Below are 20,612 nucleotides of genomic sequence, written 5' to 3'. Positions count from 1 at the left end.
CTCTTCGACCAGCTACAAGGAGCATTGATGGATATCAAAGATAAGGTCATCGTTATTACCGGCGCTGGACGTGGCTTGGGACGGGCCATTGCGCTGGCCCTGGGCGCACAGGGGGCGACGCTGGCACTGCTCGACATCAATCGCGCAGATCTGGAGGCGACCGTAGATCTGGTGCGCAGTCAGAATGGTCAGTGCGATCAAGATAGCCAGTGCGAGCTGTTTGTCTGCAATGTGGCGAGCGAAGCCGAGGTTGAGTCGGTTTTTGCTGGCATCAAGGAGCGTTTTGGCGTGCTGCACGGTCTTATCAACTGCGCCGGCATTTTGCGCGATGGCATGCTGATCAAGGTGAAAGAGGGTGAGCTGGTGGAGAAGATGACGCTGGCCCAGTGGCAGAGCGTGATTGACGTCAACCTCACAGGTACCTTCCTCTGCGGTCGCGAGGGGGCGGCGCTGATGGCGCAAGGGGGGCAGGGGGGCGTCATCATCAACATCTCTTCCATTGCCCGCGCCGGCAATATCGGCCAGAGCAACTATGCCGCCAGCAAGGCGGGAGTTGCCTCGCTGGTGGTGACCTGGGCGCGGGAGTTGGCGCGCCATGGCATTCGGGTTATGGGGATTGCCCCCGGGGTGTTTGCCACCGACATGACGGCGGCGATGAAGCCAGAGGCGATGGCGCGGATGCAGCAGGCCATTCCGGTCGGCACCCTTGGTGAGGCGCAACAGCTGGCCAAGACGGTGAGCTTTATTTTTGCCAACGACTATCTGTCGGGAAGGATGATAGAACTGGATGGCGGTTTGCGTTTATAGGGATTTACATCATGGGCCCCGGTGTTTCCACCGGGGCTTTTTTATGCAGATTATTTATACAGAGAGTGCCTGAATGGCGATGCATAGGAACCATGCGAGTCAGGTTGTGTTGGCAGAAAAATGAGAAATATCAATGGGTCTTGGTTAATTTGAGCCAGCTCACAGGCCATATGGGTCAGTGCTGTAAAATTGCGCGCGGTCAAGGCGGTGCATGATTGACGGGACGAGGGATTGCGGTCGGAATAGTCATGCAATATAGTTGCCGCCTTTTTCACGGGGTCAGGATTCCCAGCCCCTCCCATATTGCGCGCAGTATGAATACGGACGCTCTGCCGCCGCCTAAATAAACAGGATTGAAATGGACAAGAAACTAGGGCTGGGCGCCCTCATTTCGCTGGTGATCGGCTCCATGGTCGGCGCCGGGGTCTTCAGTCTGCCACAAAACATTGCTGCGCATGCCAGTGCCGGGGCGGTCGCCCTGGGTTGGGCCATCACCGGTCTTGGCATGATCTGTCTCGCGCTGGTCTATCAGAACCTCTCCATGCGCCGCCCCGATCTCGATGGCGGTATCTTCAGCTATGCCAAAGCCGGTTTCGGCGATTTCATCGGTTTCAACGCCGCTTGGGGTTACTGGCTCTGCCAACTGCTGGCCAACGTCTCTTACGCCATCGTGGTATTCAGCGCCCTGAGCTACTTCTTCGATACGCCGGACAACGTCATCTTCGGTGACGGCAATACGCCGGTCGCCATCACGCTGGCCTCCATCCTGATATGGTCAGTGCATGCGCTGGTGCTGCGCGGGGTACAGGTTGCTGCGCTGGTGAATATCGTCACCACCATCGCCAAGATGGTGCCGCTCATCGTCTTCTGTGTTGCGATCCTGTTGGCCTTCAACATGGATACCTTCACTCTGGATATTTGGGGCCAGAACAACATGGAGCTGGGCTCCGTGATGGATCAGGTCAAGTCCACCATGAAGGTGACCCTCTGGGTCTTTATCGGGATTGAAGGGGCCGTGGTGGTCTCTGCCCGTGCCCGTCATCGCAAGGATGTGGGCCGTGCGACAGTGCTGGCGTTGCTCGGCGCCCTGACACTCTATGTGATGGTGACCCTGTTCTCGCTAGGTGTCATGAGCCAGCCGCAACTGGCGGCGCTCAAGAACCCTTCTACCGCCATGATCCTTGAAGCCGTAGTCGGCCCCTGGGGGGCCTGGCTTATCAACATCGGTCTGGTGGTGTCGGTGATGGGAGCTCTGCTCAGCTGGACCGTGCTGGCCGCTGAAGTGCCCTATATCGCAGGCAAGACCGGTGTGTTCCCGGGCTGGTTTGCCAAGGAGAACAAGAATGGCTCGCCGCAGGTGTCCCTCTGGTGCTCTACCTGTCTGGTGCAGATCTTCCTGATCATCATCTACTTCCAGAGCAGCACCTATCTGGCGCTGGTCAACATCGCCACCTCGGCGGCGCTGGTGCCCTACGTTTTCTCCGGTGCCTATGGCCTGAAGCTGGCATTGAAAGGGGAGACCTATCAGGGTCAACCTCATCAGCGCAAGCGTGACCTGCTGCTGGCCCTGGTGGCGACGGTTTACGGCTGCTGGCTGGTCTACGCTGCCGGTGTGGAGTACCTGTTGCTGGTGGCGCTGCTCTACAGCCCGGGCATCTTCATCTACTGGAAGGCGCGTCAGCATCACGGTCTGCGCGGCCTTAACCGATTGGAGCAGGGGATGACGGCGGCCCTGCTCGGCTGTGCCGTGCTGGCCTTCTACAAGGTGATGGACGGTACCATTCCACTGCACTAACCGGCACAATGAAGAGATGGCCCTCCCGCCATCTCTTTTTTTTCATGCAGATATCCACTGTTGCCCGGCCGTGTTGGCCAGTTTTTGTTTAACACAGGAATTTTTATGCTGTTTATGGGTTACCTCCTGCTGGGCGCCTTTGCCGGTATGCTGGCGGGACTGTTCGGGATCGGCGGCGGTCTTATCATTGTCCCCGTGCTGGTTATGACCTTTCGCGCCCAGGGCATCGACCCTGAAATCATTACCCATCTGGCCCTCGGCACCTCGTTGCCCACCATGATCTTTACCGGATTCAGCTCGCTGCGGGCCCACCGGGAGGCGGGCGCCGTCGATTGGGTGATGATCCGCCGACTCGGCGCCGGCATGCTGATTGGGGGCTGGCTTGGCGGCATGACCGCCAATCTGCTCAGCACCAGCACCCTCAATATCATCATCGGTTGTTTCGCCTGGAGCATGGCGCTACAGATGGGGCTCAACCTTAAACCCAAAGCGGAACGCCATATGCCGGGGCCGCTCGGCACAGGCATTGCCGGTACCATCATTGGCTGGATGTCAGCCCTGTTTGGTATTGGCGGTGGCTCGCTGACCGTCCCTTATCTGAGCTGGAACTCGGTGCCAATGCGCAATGCGGTAGCGGCCTCTGCAGCCTGCAGCATGCCCATCGCGCTTGCGGGGAGCCTCAGCTACCTCTATGCGGGTTGGGATCATGCCGATCTGCCCGAGTGGAGTGTGGGCTACATCTATCTGCCCGCCCTGCTGGGCATTGTGCTGACCAGTACCCAGTTCGCCCGCATTGGCGCCAAGCTGGCACACCGCCTGTCACCCACACGCCTCAAGCAGGCCTTTGCCCTGCTGATGCTGCTGGTGGGGGCGAAATTTATGCTGTTTAGCTGATTCATTCGGCAGATTGTTGAAAAATAAGGCAAACGATCTGTTGGATGGTAGAAAGCCGTTGCATTGAACGCCCAGTTTGCCTATTCTCCTCGCCGGTGGTCCTATTGGTCCTCTCGCATTGATAACCCGTCGACCTGGTCAGGACCGGAAGGTAGCAGCCAAGGCGGGGGACTCGAGTGCCGGGATGTGGCTGGTAGGGCCACCACTTTTTTCTGCAATTCAATAAGTTAGCTTCCTAAAGCCCTTGGTCATCCACTTTGTGTGGACGACGAGGAGCTCATCGATGAATCTCTGGCTCAGTCCCCACGGCATCTGGTATTACCGGAAAGTCACCACGCTCCCCTGTGGTCGTCGTAAAGAGATCAAAAAATCCCTGCATACCCGAGACAAGCTGACGGCCCGTGCAGCTGTTGCGAAGCGGCTTGCCTGCGTGCGTTCCAGACCGAAATCTGGCGTTGAGCCAGCTGAGGCATCAGAGACCCCACCAAATCAATCGAGCACCAAGCCGGTAGCTCGGGCGGTTAAACCGCTTGCTCCGCTGTTGTCGGTCTTGAGTGACCGCTAGCAAAAAGAGAAGGCCCTCTCTTGGGCACCGAAAGAGCTCAGCAACCAGAAGAACTACATCGGCTACTTCATCAAGGCGCTGGGTGAAATTGCACTGTGCGATGGCGAATGGATTTGCTAACGGATGGGTCAACTTACTGGTCAAGCGTGACGGGCCTTAGTCGGCTGCCATTGCCGACCACCATGGAGGCGGCGGTCAGTAACAGGGCACTGCCCATAAAGGTGGCCCTGATAGAGAGGGAATCCAGTAACCACCCCCCCACGGCAGCCCCCAACGTGATCGCCAGCTGAATAGCTGCCACCATCAGGCCTCCACCGCTCTCGGGTGAATCTGAGATGCCCTGGGTGATCCAGGCTGACCAGGCGACCGGAATGGCGGAGTTAAGGGCGCCCCAGAGGATCAGCATCAAGGCCACACTCCAGAAGTGATGCTCCACCGCCAGCAGCGCCAGGGTGATAACGCCTAGCACCAGTGGCAACCAGCGCAGCATCCGGTAAAGATGACGGCGCAGCAGCATGCTTACCGCGGTGGTGCCGACAAAACCTGCCAGCCCCAAAGCCAGCAGCAGCGCCGAAAGTTGTGGCAGGTCGACCTGGGTGCGTGTCTCCAGGAAGGGGCGAAAATAGGTAAAGGCACTGAAGGCGCCGGCAAAGGTCAGCGTCACGCCCATGATGGCAATGGCGACGTTGGGTCTGCGCATAAGGCGAAATGCGCTGTGCGGGCGTGCTTGGGAGTGCATGGAAGGCAGGCAAAGTACCATCCACAGCAGGTTGATCACTACCAACGGTACCAGCAGCCAGAACACGCCTCGCCAGCCGATCAGTCCACCCAAGTAGCTGCCAATGGGGGCCGCAAAGGCGGTCGCGACCGCATTGCCGGTATACAGGATGCCCAACGCTTTGGGGACGGATTGGCTGGAGACCAACCTCATGATGGTGGCGGTTGCCAGCGCCCAAAAACCGCCGATGACGATCCCGAGCAGAGCGCGTGCCACCATCAGCACGATAAAGTTGGGGCTTAGGGCGATCACGATTAAAGAGGTCAGCATCACGACGGCCAGCCCCATGAGCACATGACGTCGGTCCAGCCTGTGAGAGAGGGGGGCGATCAGCAAACTGGTCGGGACGGCAAACAGGCCGGAGATGGCAATAGCAAGACCGGCCATGCCATTGCTGGCACCTAGATCGGTGGCGATCGGCGTCAGCAGGCTGACCGGCATAAACTCGGCGGCAATGAGCAGTGCCACACACAGGGACATGGCAGCAACCGCAGACCAGTGTTCGTTGACGACAGCGGGTGTATGTGATGATAACGATGTTACGTTCATGGCATGACCTGAAAGTGAAATATGGGCTTATTCGATTGCTTCGATCGTGATGCTGGCGGCCGAGGTTGTGGTCAGGTGGGAGAGACCCGATTCAATGCGCCCTAACTTAATCAGTCCGGTCGAATAGCCAAAGTCCCGATAGAAGATCGCCAGATTGCCCCACGGGGCGTAATAGGTGAGATCCCCCAGGTTCGGGTCAATGCCTTTTGGGGCGCCCTGTGTGGTCAATTTGCGGGGCAGATAAGCAATCTTCTCGGTGTCGGCGTAATCCTCAAGGGGCAGTGTCAGGGGGAGCATGGCAATAAAGTCCCGGGCGCTGTGACTATTTTCCAGGGTGGCCGTGATGATCTGGCTGGCTATCGTCATCTTGATGTTCATACTATCTGCCTTGTTCTGAGCCTTAGCACTTGTAGCGGTTGCTGTGCTGGTCACCCCCAGCAACAGAGCCATCTCGCCAACAAACACTCCTCTGATCATTGAGCTTCTCCCTATGTGACGTGAATGGTGGCGTCGAAACCAGTGAGAAAACGCGGCGAAGAGGCCGCCGTGTTTTCGACGCTTACTTCATGTTGGTCTTGAAGAACTGCTCGAACTTGGCGAACGGGATCTTGCCAGCCTGGTTGTCATAGAGGTCGACATGATTGGCGCCAGGCACAACGACCAGCTCTTTTTGCTTGCTGCCAACGGCCTTGAAGGCATCTTCGGCAAAGTAACGAGAGTGAGCCTGCTCACCGGTCACGATCAGGGTGGGAATGGATATTTCGCTTGCATAGCTCAGCAGCGGCATATTCATGAATGACAGCGGCATGGTAGTGGTCCAGGCCCCGTTGGAGTTGACAGAACGGGCATGGAAACCACGCGGTACACGGTAGTAATCGAAGAACTCCTTGAGTATCGGGTGCGGGTTTTCCGGCAGAACCTCTGGCAGGGTGCGGGCGGCAGCGGTGACATTTCCCTTGTCATCGACATAGAGGTCGTGATTGCTATGGGCATAGGTGCCACTTTCCGCGTCTTTCCAGCGTTGTTCATTCAGGTATGCCAGCACGGCGCGGCGATCGGCGGTGGAATATCGATCCTTGCCATCGCCCACCCCATGCCCCATGGCCCGGCTCATGTCATACATCACGCTGGTTGCCACCGCCTTGATGCGGGTGTCGCCAGCGGCGGCATTGAGGGCCATGCCACCCAAGCCGCAAATCCCCAGTAGACCGATACGGTTGCGGTCGACCTCTTTTTGCAGGCCGAGAAAATCGACGGCGGCGCTGAAATCTTCGGTGTTGATGTCTGGCGAGGCCACATCACGCGGCTGGCCGCCACTCTCACCGGTGTAAGAGGGGTCAAACGCCAGCGTGACAAAACCACGCTCAGCCAGGGTCTGGGCATAGAGGCCGCTCGACTGCTCTTTTACGGCACCAAATGGGCCGCTCAGAGCAATGGCCGCCAGCTTGGCGTCTCCCCGGTCTTTCGGCAGATAGAGGTCAGCCACCAGAGTGATGCCGTAACGGTTCTTGAAGGTGACCTTGCGATGATCGACCTTGTCGCTTTGGGTGAAGGTCTTGTCCCATTGGGTGACCATGGAGACAGGTTCAGTGGGGTTGGTTGTTTGGGCATGACTCAATGTAGAGACTCCGGTTAATGCGACGCCCAGCAGCAGGGTAGACGCGATAGCTGTCAGTTTCTTGGGGAGAACATTCATGGCAAAGTTCCTCGAAATCGGATTTCTGATGCGTGGTCCTGGTGGTGGAGGGCTGGTTTTGTGAACCACGACACACAGTCTAGTTAGAACGAATAGTGATGATTAGAGGCGGTTTTTTGATAACATTAATGCTTATTTGTTCTAAATTAAGACATCTGACGCGCACCTGACTCAGGTCGTGGCGGACAGGAACATAGGGGGTGAACAAAATGACAGGCCGCGAGAATTACAACGATCTCCACGTCTTTATGCTGGTCGCTCGGGAAGGGAGTTTTACCAAGGCCGCAGCTAGGTTGGGGCTTGCCCAGTCCGGGGTCAGCCGAACGATTCGGGATCTCGAGGCCCGGCTCGGAGTGCAGCTTCTGATGCGCACCACCCGCAGCCTCTCCTTAACCCAAGCGGGTGAGCAGTTGTACCGCACGGCGCAGGGCTGTTTTCAGTCCCTTGATGCGGGTCTGGCTACGCTCGCCCACTATCGTGATACACCTTCAGGCACGGTACGGATCAACGCCAGCCAACATGCCATCGACAAGGTGCTGCTTCCCAAGCTGACCATCTTCAGGCAGCGTTATCCCGATATTCGGCTGGAACTCATCAGTGAAAGCCGCTTCGTCAACATCATCGATGAGCGCTTTGATGCTGGCGTGCGGCTGGGTGACGAGGTGGATGAGGGGATGGTGGCCGTGCGCATTACGCCCAATCTGGAGATGGTGATGGTAGCCACACCGGATCATTTTCTTCAATACGGATTTCCCCAGGCGCCTGCCGATCTGGCGGGACATCCCTGTATCGCTTACCAATTTGCCGATGGCAGCCTCTATCAATGGGAACTGTGGCAAGAGGGGAAGGCGATTAAGCATCGACCACAGGGGCAGTGGGTCTTCTCTGACAGTTATATGGAGGCGGCTGCTGCCAAAATGGGGCTGGGACTGGCCTATGTGCCAGAGGAATTGGTGAGCGATGAACTTGAGCGCGGCATCTTAATCCAGGTATTGAAACCCTATAGTCACCGTTTGGCTGGTCTGTACCTCTATTATCCCCACCGGAATGTTTCACCCGCATTAAGAGTGGTTATTGATGCATTAAAAACATAAATATAGTCATTCACTCTGGTCTGGACGTTGTAGGGAGGGGATTACTAGATCTGTACAGATCAAAAAATCCCTGCATACCCGAGACAAGCCGACGGCCCGTGCAGCTGTTGCGAAGCGGCTTTCCTGTGTGCATTCCAGACCCAAGCCCATTCAGTTGCCTGCAGAGGTCAATGTTGCCCCACATGAGCAATCAGTAGCCCGGAATCCAAGGTTTTATTGTTTGGTGACACGCATGGCTGCGTTGTATTTGAGCCGCCCATGGGAAATATGTCTGTTTATCTCGCTCAGTAGCGTCTCTTTATTGATGGGCTTGGTGATATATCCATTCATGCCATGGGAGAGATAGTATTGCTTGGATTCCGGCATCGCATCAGCCGTCAGGGCGATGATGGGGATATCTGCCCAAGGCATCTGGGAGGTGCGGATCCGGGTGGTGGCCACCAGGCCATCCATCACTGGCATCTGGACATCCATCAACACCAGATCAAATTCGGTGTGACCCAGTTTCTCCAGCGCTTCTTCTCCCTGAACGGCCAGTGTGACCTGATGGCCCACGGAGTCGAGCATGGCGCCGATCACCTTGCGGTTGGTGGCATTGTCATCAACCAGCAAGATGCGATAGCTCTCCTGATCCAGCGGCTTGGACGGCAGGCAAACAATCGAGGGGATCGTGGCTCTGGCGGGCCAGATGTAGGTAAAAGTACTGCCATGTCCCTCGCTGCTCTCTACCGAGATATCGCCGCCCATCAGGCGTGCGAGGTTACGGGATATCTCAAGTCCCAGGCCCGATCCACCATATTGGCGGGTGATCGAGACATCCGCCTGGGCGAAACGTTGAAACAGGTTCTTTAGCTGACTTTTGCTCATGCCGATCCCGGTGTCCTGGATCGAGATGCGTATCGAGTGGCGATCCTGCTCCAACAGGGTGCTATCAACATGGATCTTTACTTCCCCCTGATGGGTGAACTTGATGGCATTGCTCACCAGGTTGAAGAGGATCTGGCGCACCCTCAGCGGGTCGATCATCAACCACTCCGGCGTATCGGGGGCAACAGCCAAGGTCAGCTTGATCCCTTTCGCATCGCAGTTGCTCTGCATCAGGGCCCGGATATCCTCCAGCAGCTGGGGCAAGTGATGGGGGGCCAGTTGCAGCTCGATCTTGCCCTCTTCCAGCTTGGATACATCCAGAATGTCGTTAAGCAGACCGAGCAGATGGTTTGCCGATTCGCGCGCCGTCTCCAGATAGTCTCGCTCCCTCGGATCCATATCCCGGTCGGCCAGCAGTGAGAGCATGCCGAGAATGCCATTCATGGGGGTGCGAATTTCATGGCTCATGTTGGCCAAAAAGCTGCTTTTGGCTCTTGTGCCTGCCTCTGCCGCCTGATTTGCCCGCAGCAGTTTGTCATTGAGCTGCTGCATCAGTTTGTGTTGCAGAAACGAGATATTCATTTGCCGCCAGATCAGCAGGGCGAGCACAAAGAGCAGCGCAAATTGCAGGGTCGCGATGAGTGTCGTCGTGATGATCTGCTCCCTCACGCTGTCGCGACGCGCCACATCAAACAGGGTCGCCTGCTGGTTAACCTCCAGGGTCAGCTGATGGAGCAGGGGGAGCAGGGAGGCGAGCTGTTGGCGCAGCTCCTGATGGGCAAGATTGTCGAGCGACTTGGTGGCTTCCGGGCCGAGCCAGATATCCGCCAGAGAGATGTAGGAGCGAATGGCTTTGCTTGCCTGCTGGTAGATCTCTGTTTGCTGAAGCAGGCTGCGATCCTTGCTCTCCAGTACCAGATCCATGCGGCTGACCAGAATATCGTATCTGAGCTGGAAGGTCGGTTGCGACTCATGGATCAGCGAGCTTTGAAAACGCAGCGCTTCGTTATAGAGCTGGAAATAGTTCCACATCACGTTGTCTTCGCCCTGGCTGGTACTGCGCTGCAGATCCTGAAATTGCCGGTACTGGATGGTACCAATACCGGCAAAGGCAAGGAGCAGCACGCAGAGCACCACAAACAAGAAACGTTGACTGGCCGCCATGGAACGCATGATGGGATCTACTCCACTTTTATCGCGCTGATCTGCCAGATAGCCCGACCGTAATAGAGCTTGTTTTGCAGTTCGGGATATTGATCGAACGGATAGACAAGGAACAGCGGCCCTTTGTCACGCACCGACAGTGGCTTGCCATTGATCGTGCGGGCGAGGATGACCCGATACTGCTCGGCATCGCTTGTCGGCACCTGTACCGAGTAGTCATTGAGCGCGGTAATTGTGAGCTGTTTGCCGGTTGCCCCGACCTTGGCCAATACATCTTGCAGCAGCGGGCCGCGAAAGGTCTTGGCTTCGTCATACCATGGGGTATGGGTTTTGATTTCGTGTACCGGCAGTTGATCCAGCATGGCGCTGTCCCACAGGGCCAGAGCCTGATGAGTGGGGCTGCTGATGGCGCCTTCAACCTTCAACACGGCGCTGTCAGGGGAGGGGGCTGCGTATGCGGTGCCGCAAAGGGCTGCCAACAGTGGTGCGATGTAAAGGCCTGCTTTCATGATCTCTCCTTCCTGGAAAATGGCGGCATGGGGGCCGAGCCAAAGGTGGCTTGTGAAGTGTGTCCAAAGGCAAGCAATAATCGGGCCCAGTCTAATGGGCTTGAATTATCAGCCATTTAGCCTGTTATCGGGCGATCTGGGCCAAAGTGAATTGCAGTTTGCAACGTGCGGGGGAGGTCAATTGCAATTTGGCAATCAAAACGAGGAGTGGGTGTCGGTGCATAAGGCGCAAAGAGTATCATTTGGAGAACAAGTGCCGTGGAACTGCCCGGCATAACATTTGCAGCGTGCTGAATGCCGTGACAGCAAATAGTCTGAGAATCGACAAGGAGCTAGCGATGGAAAGCATGACTTACACCCTTAATGATATCCAGGTAGTGGTACTGGAAAACGAGTTTGACGCGATGGCCGTCAGTGAGCTCCGCCCGTTGTTTGAAACCCTCTCGACCCACCCGGGAGATATCCTGGCCGATATCAGCGATGTTCATTTTATCGACTCGTCGGGGATCGGAGCCTTGGTATTTCTCTATAAAAGATTGATTATGAACGGGCATCAGATGGCCCTTGTCTGTGGACCCGGTCAACCTCATGACCTGCTGGAAATGTTGCATATCGACCGGGTGATCCCCTGCCATGAGAGCATCAAGGCCTATATGCGTTCCCGTGGCATGATGGCCGCTGCATCATGAAACGCTTTGGTATCCTGCTCTCGTCCATTCTGCTGTCGGGTTGCGCGCAGTGGCCGCCGGAGGGATATGGCGGCATGGCCGAGGCAAGACCCACCCGTATTCCGGTCAATGAGGATGAACGGCGGGTCTGGTCTCGTTATGATGAGCGTCAGAAGGAACTCGACTTGCAGCTGACGGAATTAAAGCAAGCGAGTCTGCAGGGGTGTATGCCTGCCGAGTTGAAACGACTACAATCTCAACGTATTGATATCGAACGGGATATGCACGGACGGCTCTGGTCGGATGTAGCCTGGCGTCAGACCGTGTTGGCACAATCACTACAACAAGTACGTTTGCGGCTGCAACAGACAACAGCGGATGGCTGTCGTGCTGATTGGTCAGGGCTCCCCTTACGCCAATGGGGGCAGACGTAACAGACGAAAAGGATGTCTATGAAACGGGGCGCTCTCGAAGGATTGATCTGTGTTTTCTTGCTGTTGTTTACCTGCCCGTTACTGGCCTCCACCTTGTTGGCTCCCGGTGATCGGTTGGCCATAGTGCAACCCGGTGAGCCTGCTTTTGATCAGCCTTTCCAGATCAACAAGCAGGGGGAGATTGTACTGCCTGAGGTCGGCAACGTCGTGGTGGGGGGGAAGACCCTGCAACAGGCGGATGAACTGATCCGCACCGCCCTCAAACCTGTTTACAACAACCTCTCTCAATTGACCGTCACCTTGCTGGAGAAGCGGCTGCTGATCAGCGTGATGGGCTATGTCAAAAAACCCGGCAGTTATGATCTGGCGCCCGATGGCAACGTGCAGATGGCCCTCGATGCCGCTGGTGGTCTGGTGCCCGGTGCCCAGCTCAACAACATGCAGGTGCGGCGCGGCAGTACGGTCTCGAGCTTCGACTACAAGCGTTATCTCGATACCGGTGATGCCAGCGTGTTGCCGCCATTGCAATCCCTCGATGTGGTGTTCGTGCCCGCATCCCCTTTGATCGGCAACGTGCAGATCGATTTTGATGCGGCGACTCTGGCGGCAGGCGGAGATGGGGATACCGGCAAGGCGATCAAGGTATTTGGCGAGGTCAACAGCCCCGGCGCCTTCAGTTTCAAGAGCGGCAACTCCATCGTGGATCTGCTGATGCGAGCCGGTGGGGTGACCCGCTTTGCCGGGGTGGAGCGGATCCGGGTGATCAATGGTGATGCCCCCGAACTGTTCGATCTCAAAGCCTATCTCGACTCCGGCAACAACAAGCTGCTGCCCAATCTGGCGCCGGGCGCCACCATCTTCGTGCCCAAGGATGAAGAGCAGATAAAACGGGGAGCACGCACCATCTACATCATGGGCGAGGTGTTCAAACCCGGCGCCTATGAGGGGCGGGAAGGGGACTCCTTCCTCGATATTCTGGCCAATGCCGGCGGCCCGACCCGCTATGCCGAGAGTCGCCAGATCCGTTTGCTGCGCACCGATGGCACGATCGAGCCCATCGACTTGCAGGCCTATACCGAAGGGATGCAAAAGGCGCTGCCCCAAGTTAAACCCGGTGATGCCATTTTTGTGCCGGAAAAAACCGATATCAACGAGAAGTCCTGGTTGAAAGTGGCACCCGGGCGGGCGGTGATGGTGATGGGGGCGGTGCGGATCCCGGGCCGCTATGAATGGTCTGACGAAATGTCGCTACTGGATCTGATCGCCCACGCCGGAGGGCCCAACGAGCGGGCCGATATCGCCAAGGTGCAGATCCTGACCGCCGAAGGGGGGCAGGCCACGCCAACCCTGTTTGATCTCGACAAGTTCCTTCATCAGGGCGGGGCGCTGGCCAGCCTGCCGAAGATCCGGGCCGGATTCACCATCATGATCCCCGAGCTGCCCACCGATCCCAGTGATAACAAGTCCCAGTGGGTGCGCCAGTCACCGGACAGTTCCATCTATATCTTCGGTCAGGTCGGGGCCCCCGGTCGCTATGCCTTCAATGAGCAGATGGGCTTTATTGACATCCTGTCGGCCGCCGATGGTCCGACTGCGGCGGCGGATCTGCGCAATGTGCGCATCGCCCATCGCAGTGGCAGCACGGCGCGGGTCAGCAAGCTCGATCTTGCCCTCTACTTTGAAACCGGCGATGAAACCTTGCTGCCCAAGGTGCTGCCCGGCGACTCCATCTACCTGCCGGAGAAGAATCGCCCCTGGCTCGATGAGCCCAAGGAGAACACCATTCGGGTGTTGGGGGCGATTGCCCGTCCCGGTCGCTACCGCTTTGACTCCTCCATGACCCTGCTGGATCTGCTGGCAGAGGCAGGGGGCCCGACCAGCAGCGCCTATATCAAGAAGATTGTGGTGATCAACATGGCTACCAGTGGTCAGGGGGATCAGGCCCGCAGCTTCGATCTGGACGGCTTTGCCAAAGAGCCCGACTTTAGCCAGTTGCCGGTGCTGCGCGCAGGGGACACCGTATTTATCCCTGACAGCAAGAGCAGCAACTGGGCCATTTTCATGGATGGCATGCGCGACATCCTGACCACGATCTCGGTGGTGGCCCTGGTCGGGACGCTTTGATATGAGCATCCCCATTCAATATCTGGAGCTCGAATCCCTCTACGCGGCGACGGTCGCCCGAGGGATCCGCTCGCTGGCGGTCACCTCGTCGGAAGGGGGAGAGGGGGTGAGCTCCATCTGCGATGCGCTGGCAAGGCGCTCGGAGGCGGATGGATTGCGCACCCTGCTGGTGGATCTCAACCTCTATCATCCCGGCCGCGCCACGGCGGTTGCCTGGGGGCCCAATGATGTGCCCGAGCCGGTGGCCACTGGTCGGTCGTTGTCGCTGCTCCCAGCGCCGGGCAAGGATCTGATGGCTTTTCGCAACAAGGATACCTTGCGTCAGCTGCTGGTTCGCTGGCTCGAACATTACGATGTGGTGATCTTCGATACCTCGCCGCTCACCGCCCTCAATCGGGGCAATATTCCGGCCGATCAGGTGTGTGGAGCCTGTGAAGGGGCGCTGCTGGTGGTGCTGGCGGGGGTGACGCCGACGACCGTGGTACAAAGTGCGGTGGATAAACTGACCCGTGCCGAGGCCAATCTTATTGGCGCTGTCTATAACGACAAGCTCAACCCGGGGCTGGCCAGCGAGATCCTGCGCGAGCTCAACCGGCTGCCCAGCAACCGGGTGACCGAATGGCTCAAGCGCTGGTGCCGGCGCAGCGCCTTGCTCAATTTCCGGATCTGATCGCCCGCTGATGGAGGCCCGATATGGATGACTGGTTGCGATCTGCTCCGGCAACCCTGCAGTCGGTGCGCGAACTGCGCAACCGGCTGGCGCAGGGACTCTCCCTGTTTCAGGTTTCCCCAAAGGATCAAGCCAACTGGCTGCTCTGTTTCAGTGAGCTGGCCACCAATAGCGTCAAACACACAGCTCCTCCCGCGACCCGGCTCTGGCTCACGCTGAAAGAGGATGAAACGGGTTTGAGTCTGATACTGGAGGATGATGGCGGCCCGCAACCCGGTCTTGCCAGTGCGCCGTTACCCGATGAGCTGCAGGAGGGGGGATACGGGCTGGCGCTGGTGCACCAGCTGTTTGCCGAGGTGCACTTCTCTCGCGACGGTGAGCGCAATCGCGTGACCCTTCGCCAGCAGGGCCCAGTCAACCAACTGCCGGTGATCGCGGTGATCGACGATGACAAGGTGATGCGTGCCCTGCTCACCGCCTATCTCCATGAGCACTACCGGGTTGAAAGTTATGCCGACTCCCATGCCGCCCTGCTGGCGCTCAGAAAGCAGCCCCCCGCGCTGGTGCTCTCCGATATCGAGATGGAGGGGATCGATGGCTTTGGGCTGCGCCAGCAGTTGATGAAGGATCCCAAGATGAAGGGGGTGCCCTTTATCTTCCTGACCGGTCATCAGGATCAGTGGACCCAGAGTCGGGCGGGGGCGCTGGGGATCGATGACTTTCTGGTCAAACCCATCACCAAGCAGGATTTGTTGCTGGCGGTTTCGCGGGTGCTGCAACGATCGGAGCAGCTCAAGTCGCAATGGGGCGAGCAGCTGGATCAGCGCATGACCTCGGCGCTGCGCCCGTTATTGCCCTCCACCTCCATTGGGGGATACCAGCTGGCTTTGCAAACCCGCGCGGCCACCGTGGGGGGCGGGGACTTTCTGCTGGTCAAGGATCGGGTGCTGTGGCTCGGGGATGTGATGGGCCACGACGCGGAAGCCAAGTTCTTTGCCCATGCCTATGCCGGTTATCTGCGCGGCTTGCTGACGGCGCACGATCTGGAGCGCGCCCCCGCCCGTTTGCTGACCATCTTGTCCAATGCGGTTCACAGTGATCCGCTCCTCGGGGCTACCCTGCTCACCACCCTCTGCATTGAACTCGGCAACGAGGGACGAGTGCAGTGGGCCAGTGCGGGCCACCCTGCGCCCTGGCTGGTCGGGCCCGGTACCATCCGTCAGGTCGGCGTGACCGGCCCCTTGCCCGGTTTGCGCCCGGATCCCCACTTCGTGACCAATGAGCGTCAGCTCAAGCCCGGCGAGATCCTGCTGTTCTGGACCGACGGCCTGCTCGATAGCCGTGATGCCGCAGAGCGCCAGCGCTGGGAGTCGCAGCTAAAAGAGATCTGCCTGACTTCGAGGCCCGGTCTTGAGCAACTGGCTCATCGCATTGCCCGCTGGTTTGATGAGCGCATCAATGATGCCGCCCTCGATGACATGACCCTCTTGCTGGTCGCCTGTCCCGGCGCCTGATCCTGCCCCTCTTTGCCTGACTGGCCCGCTCTATGCAGCGCCTCATTTCAGGTGGCATGGAGCCACGGGAGGAGGGCCTTATGTTACCCATGCAACAGATCTGGCTGGCCATCGATGCGCGTCAGGTCGGTGGAATTGAAGTTCACATTATCCACTTGGCCAACGATCTGCTGGCCAGAGGATTTCGCCCCACCATAGTGCTGGTGAGCAACCACGGCATGACCCCCTTTACGACCCTGCTCAAACAACAGGGCTTGCCCTACGAGGTGTGCCACAACAGCCGCGACTTTATGCGCCGTCTGGCCCGCCAGCCGGCTTCTGTGCTGATCCACACCCACGGCTACAAGGCCGGGGTGCTGGGGCGGCTGACAGCCTGGTTTACCGGTAAATCGGTGGTCTCGACCTTTCACAGTGGGGATGACGGGGAAGGGTTGCTGAAGTTTTACAGCTGGCTGGATCGCACCACAGCGCGTTTTGCGAAGTGTATTGCAGTGAGCGAGCCCATCGCTCGCAAATTGCCTGTGCCGAGCACGGTGATCAGCAACTTTGTCCCCATGCCGGCGACGCCGGCTGCGGTAACTGGCAACCGGATTGCCTTTGTCGGCCGCCTCTCGCCGGAAAAGGGGCCGGAGGCATTCTGCCAGCTGGCCGCCTTCTGCCCGGACGGGGCGTTTCATCTCTACGGGGATGGCCCCATGAAAAGCGCTTTGTTGCAGCAGTATGGTGATCGCGTCCAGCTTCATGGTTTCCAGAACATGGCCAATGAGTGGCACAACATCGACCTGCTCTGCATCACCTCCCGCTTTGAAGGGTTGCCGCTGGTGGCCCTTGAGGCGATGGCTCACGGCATACCGGTTTGTACCTTTGCGGTGGGGGGGCTGGTCAATCTGATCGACCATAAATCCAATGGCTGGCTGGTGGAGCCCGGCCATGTGCGGGATATGGCGGAGCTGGTCAACTACTGGCTGCGCAGCGATGGGGTGGTGCGCAGCAAAATGAGTCAGGCGGCCCGCAACACCATAGCCCGCGGGTACAGCGTCAACAACAGGGTGACCGATATTCTGGCCGTCTACGGCGCCTGAATCCCCACGGGGAAACCCGCCAAAAACGAGTAGCCGCTGGCTACTCGTTTTTTATGTGCCGGTGTTAGGGGTTGCAGGGGGCGGATTGCTTCTGTGATCACGCAACGCTTGGGTTTCTGCGGTTGGTCAAGCGGACATCCGGCCTGTGGATGGGGCCAGATAATGGCGATCAGGTCGCTGGCTTCTCTGTGATCAACGCGACGTGCCACAACGATGCGTCATAAAAAAGGCCATTGCAGTGGCAATGGCCTGATGGGCGTTGAGATGTGGTTGAGGTTGGCACAGCGGGATTAGCGCCCCTTCTTGCCGACCATGATGGCGATCGTCTTGCCGATGATATGTACATCCTGCACCAGCCAGCGCCAGGGGTGGAGCAGGGCGACCGAGTAGGCCAGGTCGAACGCCAGCTTGCTGCGTACATCATCGAGCGACTCGTCGTAGCCCTGATTGACCTGTGCCAGACCGGTAATGCCGGGGGCCACTTCATAGGTGCGTTCGATAAAGTACGGCACCGCATCTTCCAGCCGGTTGGCGATCCCGGGTCGCTCCGGCCGGGGGCCGATCAGCGACATCTCCCCCTTGAGCACATTGATAAACTGCGGCAGCTCATCGAGCCGGGTTTTGCGCAGAAAGTCGCCGCTGCGGGTGATCCGGCTGTCCCCCTTGCCACACCAGACCGGCCCGGTGGCCGCCTCGGCGTCGGCGCGCATGGTGCGAAACTTGATCATGAAAAAGAGTTCGGTATGGGTGGCGTGGCTGCGCCCGATCCGCAGCTGACGAAAGAACACCGGTCCCGGGCTATCGAGCCGGATGGCCAGCATGATCAGCGGCCACAGCGGCAGCGTCAGCAGCAGGCCAAGAGTGGCACCGAGCAGATCCATGCTGCGTTTGACCACCAGGTTCAATCTTGGAATGGGGTGTGTCATACGGCTTTCTCCTGTGACATGAAACGTATGGGGGCGCGCAGGCAGTAGCGCAGGGTGCCCATGCCGTTGTACCAGTGTCCGAGCACAAGATAGTGGATCTTGCGAAACAGATTGGGCCAGGGGTGGACAGGGGTCAGCTGGATCAGGATGACCAGCAGATACCCCAGCAGTTGCAGCCCCAGCAGTAGCTGAAACAGCAGGGATTGGGTAGCCAGCGGGATGGCGCAGAGCCACAGCAGGGTCAGGCAGAGCGGCATCAACACCCGCAGCCCCTTGCCACTGGCAAAGTTGAAGGCAACCAGCCAAACTTGGGGTGCAGCAGGGGCAGCAACCGCAGCAGCTGCTGGGTGTTGCCAGCCCCGATCCGCTTGCGCCGTGTCGCCTCCAGCGCGGCATCGGAAACTTCCAGCTCCAGTGCGGCGCAGCGATTGTCATAGACCGCCCGATACCCCTTGGCGATGGCCTGCATCGGCAGGATGAAATCGTCGTTGATGGTATCTGCAGCCAGCGGGGTGAGGCACTCCCGGCGCATCATGTAAAAGGCCCCGTGGGCACCCAGCATGCCGCCAAGGGCCGATTCGCAGAGCTTGATCTGGCTTTGATAGTGCCAGTAACTCTCCTCGCCCTGGGAGCCCGGTTGCCAGAACCGGTACGCTTCCCCGACCACCCCTACCTTGGGATCGGCAAAATGGGCGACCGCCAGCAGCAGGCTGTCGATGGGCAGCAGGGCGGAGACATCGGTGAGGGCCACCAGATCGCTGTGCACCCGGGTCATGGCCTCGTTGAGCACGGCGACCTTGCCGCGATTGCGGGGGTGATCAAACAGCCTGATCTGCAACTGCTGCAGGGCGGGATCACCGAGCTGGCTCAGCGCAATGGGGTAGCTGTTGTCGCTGCAGCCGTCGAAATGCACATGCACCCACAGCTTGTCGGCGGGGTAATCGAGGCTGGCGAGGTTTTGCAGCTTGGCCGCGATGGTCGCCGCCTCGTTGTAGACCGGCATCAGCAAAGTGATGGTCGGCAGCGCCTCATCGGCGGCCTCTGCTTTGAATCCCCGATCCAGAGGGCGGGGCGGATTGGCTACCTTGCGCGCCTGCCGACCACCGAATTTGAGCAGCAGGGGATAGCCGACATGGTGGTAGACCACCAGTACAGCGCACAGCCAGAACACGATCATGATCCATTCCATGGGATGCTCCTCTGGTCATCGGGTCGCTTGATCAGCGGCTGTAAAGCTGCTGATAGGCCTGAGCCATCCGGCTCAAGCTGCTTTGCTGGCACACAAACTCTCGGGTGACGGCACGCAGGCTATGGCAGTGCAGCAACCCTTGTGCCAGAAGCTGGGCAAGGCGGCCGGGATCCCGCTCCGACAGGATATGGCCGCTGGCCTGGCAGACGATCTCTCTGGCCGCCCCCACGTCGCTCATCACCACCGGTACCCCGCAGGCCTGTGCTTCCAGCACGCAAAGCGGCATCCCCTCCGCCAGCGAGGGGAGGCAGAAGAGATCCAGCCCCTGATAGAAGCGCGGCATGTTTTCGACCAGCCCCAGAAAATGGACCCGATGGGCGATCCCCAGTTGCTGACACTGTTGTTGCAACGCATTTTGCAAACTGCCGACCCCTGCCAACGCAAGATGCACCTCCTGCGGCAGGGCGCGGATCGCCTCCAGCAGCAAGGTGTGACCCTTGACCGACTCAAGGCGGGCGGCGCAGCCAATCAACTTGACCCCTTGCGGCAGTCCCATCTCCTGACGGGCGAGGGCGGCGGCGCCCGGGGCAAAGCGCAGCTCATCGATGCCGTTGGGGATCACGGTTGGCGACAACTGGCCCAGCTTGGCCAGCAGCTGGTTGGCTACCGGCGTGGCATCGGCCACCAGAATGGGTTTGAAGACGCGCAGTCCCCACAGGGCCAGCGTGCGCTGATGGGGATCATCGAGATACCAGGCATCGTGCTCTGTGTGTACCAGGGTGGGCACCCGGGCCAGCCGACTGGCCAGACCGCCATAGAGCATGGGCCCCAGATGGTGGGTATGTACCGCGACGGGCTTGAGTTGGCGCAGCAGTCGGGTGAGCCGCCAGAGGGTTGCCAGCGACCAGCCTGCGGGCTTTTCCAGACAGTGAATATTGCCAGCAAAGGGATGCAGGGCGGGCCATGCCCTTAACACATCCCCTTTGCGCCCTTCGAGGGAGATGATATGCACCGGTTGCTCGGCCGGGCTCGCCTGCGTGAGGTTGAGCACCATGGTCTCCAGCCCGCCGGGCTGCAGGTGCTGCACTATTTGAACGATGGCGCTCCCGCGGGGATGGGGTTTGTGCGACGGGGTTGATGACAACATGGTTCGCGCTCCGGCAAGGGAAGGGGTGGCACCCCGGATAGCGGGAGAATGCGAATCTTGTACCACTCTTGCGATCTGCTCACAGAGGCGATCAGCTCCTCTGGTGGCACTGCCTTTGCATCGTGCGGGGGGAGGGCCTT

The 20,612-nt window shown here is 58.9% G+C and carries 19 protein-coding genes, 1 other RNA gene and 1 pseudogene; 12 read left to right on the top strand and 9 right to left on the bottom strand.

Annotation, left to right across the window (positions count from 1 at the left end; genetic code table 11):
• Positions 1–27: 27 nt before the first annotated feature.
• The 5 genes and pseudogenes from ACTG2B_RS11335 to ACTG2B_RS11315 all read left to right on the top strand — a co-directional run.
• The gene (locus ACTG2B_RS11335) at positions 28–807 is read left to right on the top strand and encodes an SDR family oxidoreductase (RefSeq protein ID WP_439995813.1); all 780 of its coding nucleotides are present in this window, start codon (positions 28–30) and stop codon (positions 805–807) included.
• 358 nt (positions 808–1,165) lie between these two features.
• Entirely contained in the window at positions 1,166–2,602 is a 1,437-nt protein-coding gene (arcD, locus tag ACTG2B_RS11330) for an arginine-ornithine antiporter (protein ID WP_005336921.1), read from the top strand.
• Positions 2,603–2,707: 105 nt separating this feature from the next.
• A complete protein-coding gene (locus ACTG2B_RS11325) occupies positions 2,708–3,496 on the top strand; it encodes a sulfite exporter TauE/SafE family protein (RefSeq protein WP_005360120.1) in 789 nt (262 codons plus the stop codon).
• Between the two features lie 102 nt (positions 3,497–3,598).
• An RNA gene (gene ffs / locus ACTG2B_RS11320) (signal recognition particle sRNA small type) lies at positions 3,599–3,695 on the top strand.
• 84 nt (positions 3,696–3,779) lie between these two features.
• A pseudogene (locus tag ACTG2B_RS11315) lies at positions 3,780–4,163 on the top strand (integrase); the annotation flags it as partial.
• 31 nt (positions 4,164–4,194) lie between these two features.
• Here the strand turns inward: ACTG2B_RS11315 and ACTG2B_RS11310 are convergent.
• From ACTG2B_RS11310 to ACTG2B_RS11300, 3 genes are all read right to left on the bottom strand, one after another.
• Entirely contained in the window at positions 4,195–5,319 is a 1,125-nt protein-coding gene (locus tag ACTG2B_RS11310; protein WP_429200346.1) for an MFS transporter, read from the bottom strand.
• Positions 5,320–5,415: 96 nt separating this feature from the next.
• Positions 5,416–5,838, bottom strand: coding sequence for a cyclophilin-like fold protein (locus tag ACTG2B_RS11305; protein ID WP_439995811.1), 423 nt, complete (start codon positions 5,836–5,838; stop codon positions 5,416–5,418).
• Between the two features lie 109 nt (positions 5,839–5,947).
• Positions 5,948–7,084, bottom strand: coding sequence for an alpha/beta hydrolase (locus ACTG2B_RS11300; RefSeq protein ID WP_439995810.1), 1,137 nt, complete (start codon positions 7,082–7,084; stop codon positions 5,948–5,950).
• Positions 7,085–7,293: 209 nt separating this feature from the next.
• Here ACTG2B_RS11300 and ACTG2B_RS11295 point away from each other — a divergent pair, with 209 nt between their 5' ends.
• Positions 7,294–8,178 (top strand): LysR substrate-binding domain-containing protein, encoded by an 885-nt coding sequence (locus ACTG2B_RS11295; RefSeq protein WP_429200519.1) that lies wholly within the window; start codon positions 7,294–7,296, stop codon positions 8,176–8,178.
• Positions 8,179–8,391: 213 nt separating this feature from the next.
• Here ACTG2B_RS11295 and ACTG2B_RS11290 read toward each other — a convergent pair whose 3' ends face one another.
• Entirely contained in the window at positions 8,392–10,218 is a 1,827-nt protein-coding gene (locus ACTG2B_RS11290) for an ATP-binding protein (protein ID WP_439995808.1), read from the bottom strand.
• A gap of 8 nt (positions 10,219–10,226) precedes the next feature.
• Positions 10,227–10,718: a molybdopterin-dependent oxidoreductase gene (locus tag ACTG2B_RS11285; RefSeq protein ID WP_005351410.1), complete on the bottom strand. Its 492-nt coding sequence runs from the start codon at positions 10,716–10,718 to the stop codon at positions 10,227–10,229.
• 338 nt (positions 10,719–11,056) lie between these two features.
• On the opposite strand from ACTG2B_RS11285, the gene ACTG2B_RS11280 reads away from it, so the two are divergent.
• The 6 genes from ACTG2B_RS11280 (at position 11,057) to ACTG2B_RS11255 (ending at position 17,210) form a co-directional block, all read left to right on the top strand.
• Complete coding sequence (locus tag ACTG2B_RS11280) at positions 11,057–11,407, top strand: STAS domain-containing protein (protein WP_005333409.1); 351 nt, start codon at positions 11,057–11,059, stop codon at positions 11,405–11,407.
• Complete coding sequence (locus tag ACTG2B_RS11275) at positions 11,404–11,820, top strand: hypothetical protein (RefSeq protein WP_005351415.1); 417 nt, start codon at positions 11,404–11,406, stop codon at positions 11,818–11,820. Before ACTG2B_RS11280 ends, ACTG2B_RS11275 begins: the two co-directional genes overlap by 4 nt.
• Before the next feature lie 57 nt (positions 11,821–11,877).
• Positions 11,878–13,944, top strand: a complete 2,067-nt coding sequence (locus ACTG2B_RS11270) for an SLBB domain-containing protein (RefSeq protein ID WP_439995807.1) — start codon at positions 11,878–11,880, stop codon at positions 13,942–13,944.
• Between the two features lies 1 nt (position 13,945).
• Entirely contained in the window at positions 13,946–14,614 is a 669-nt protein-coding gene (locus ACTG2B_RS11265; protein WP_005360129.1) for a tyrosine-protein kinase family protein, read from the top strand.
• Positions 14,615–14,637: 23 nt separating this feature from the next.
• Complete coding sequence (locus tag ACTG2B_RS11260; protein ID WP_439995806.1) at positions 14,638–16,128, top strand: SpoIIE family protein phosphatase; 1,491 nt, start codon at positions 14,638–14,640, stop codon at positions 16,126–16,128.
• Positions 16,129–16,208: 80 nt separating this feature from the next.
• Positions 16,209–17,210, top strand: a complete 1,002-nt coding sequence (locus tag ACTG2B_RS11255; RefSeq protein WP_429115435.1) for a glycosyltransferase family 4 protein — start codon at positions 16,209–16,211, stop codon at positions 17,208–17,210.
• A 290-nt stretch (positions 17,211–17,500) separates the two neighbouring features.
• Here the strand turns inward: ACTG2B_RS11255 and ACTG2B_RS11250 are convergent, their stop codons facing one another.
• From ACTG2B_RS11250 to ACTG2B_RS11235, 4 genes are read right to left on the bottom strand one after another with little or no spacing between them, the layout of a single operon-like run.
• Positions 17,501–18,136, bottom strand: a complete 636-nt coding sequence (locus ACTG2B_RS11250) for a sugar transferase (protein ID WP_439995805.1) — start codon at positions 18,134–18,136, stop codon at positions 17,501–17,503.
• Positions 18,133–18,399 (bottom strand): hypothetical protein, encoded by a 267-nt coding sequence (locus ACTG2B_RS11245; RefSeq protein ID WP_439995803.1) that lies wholly within the window; start codon positions 18,397–18,399, stop codon positions 18,133–18,135. The genes ACTG2B_RS11250 and ACTG2B_RS11245 overlap by 4 nt, the downstream gene beginning before the upstream one ends.
• Positions 18,393–19,325 (bottom strand): glycosyltransferase family 2 protein, encoded by a 933-nt coding sequence (locus ACTG2B_RS11240; protein WP_439995802.1) that lies wholly within the window; start codon positions 19,323–19,325, stop codon positions 18,393–18,395. The genes ACTG2B_RS11245 and ACTG2B_RS11240 overlap by 7 nt, the downstream gene beginning before the upstream one ends.
• Positions 19,326–19,356: 31 nt before the next feature.
• Positions 19,357–20,472 carry a glycosyltransferase gene (locus ACTG2B_RS11235; RefSeq protein ID WP_439995800.1) on the bottom strand — a complete coding sequence of 372 codons (1,116 nt, stop codon included), beginning with the start codon at positions 20,470–20,472 and terminating at the stop codon, positions 19,357–19,359.
• Between the last annotated feature and the right edge of the window lie 140 nt (positions 20,473–20,612).

Origin of the sequence: Aeromonas sp. 30P, from assembly GCF_051919805.1 — a bacterium.
GTDB classification, from domain to species: domain Bacteria; phylum Pseudomonadota; class Gammaproteobacteria; order Enterobacterales; family Aeromonadaceae; genus Aeromonas; species Aeromonas veronii.
Note: the sequence above shows the minus strand (reverse complement) of the source record. Positions and strands in the feature narration are given on the sequence as shown.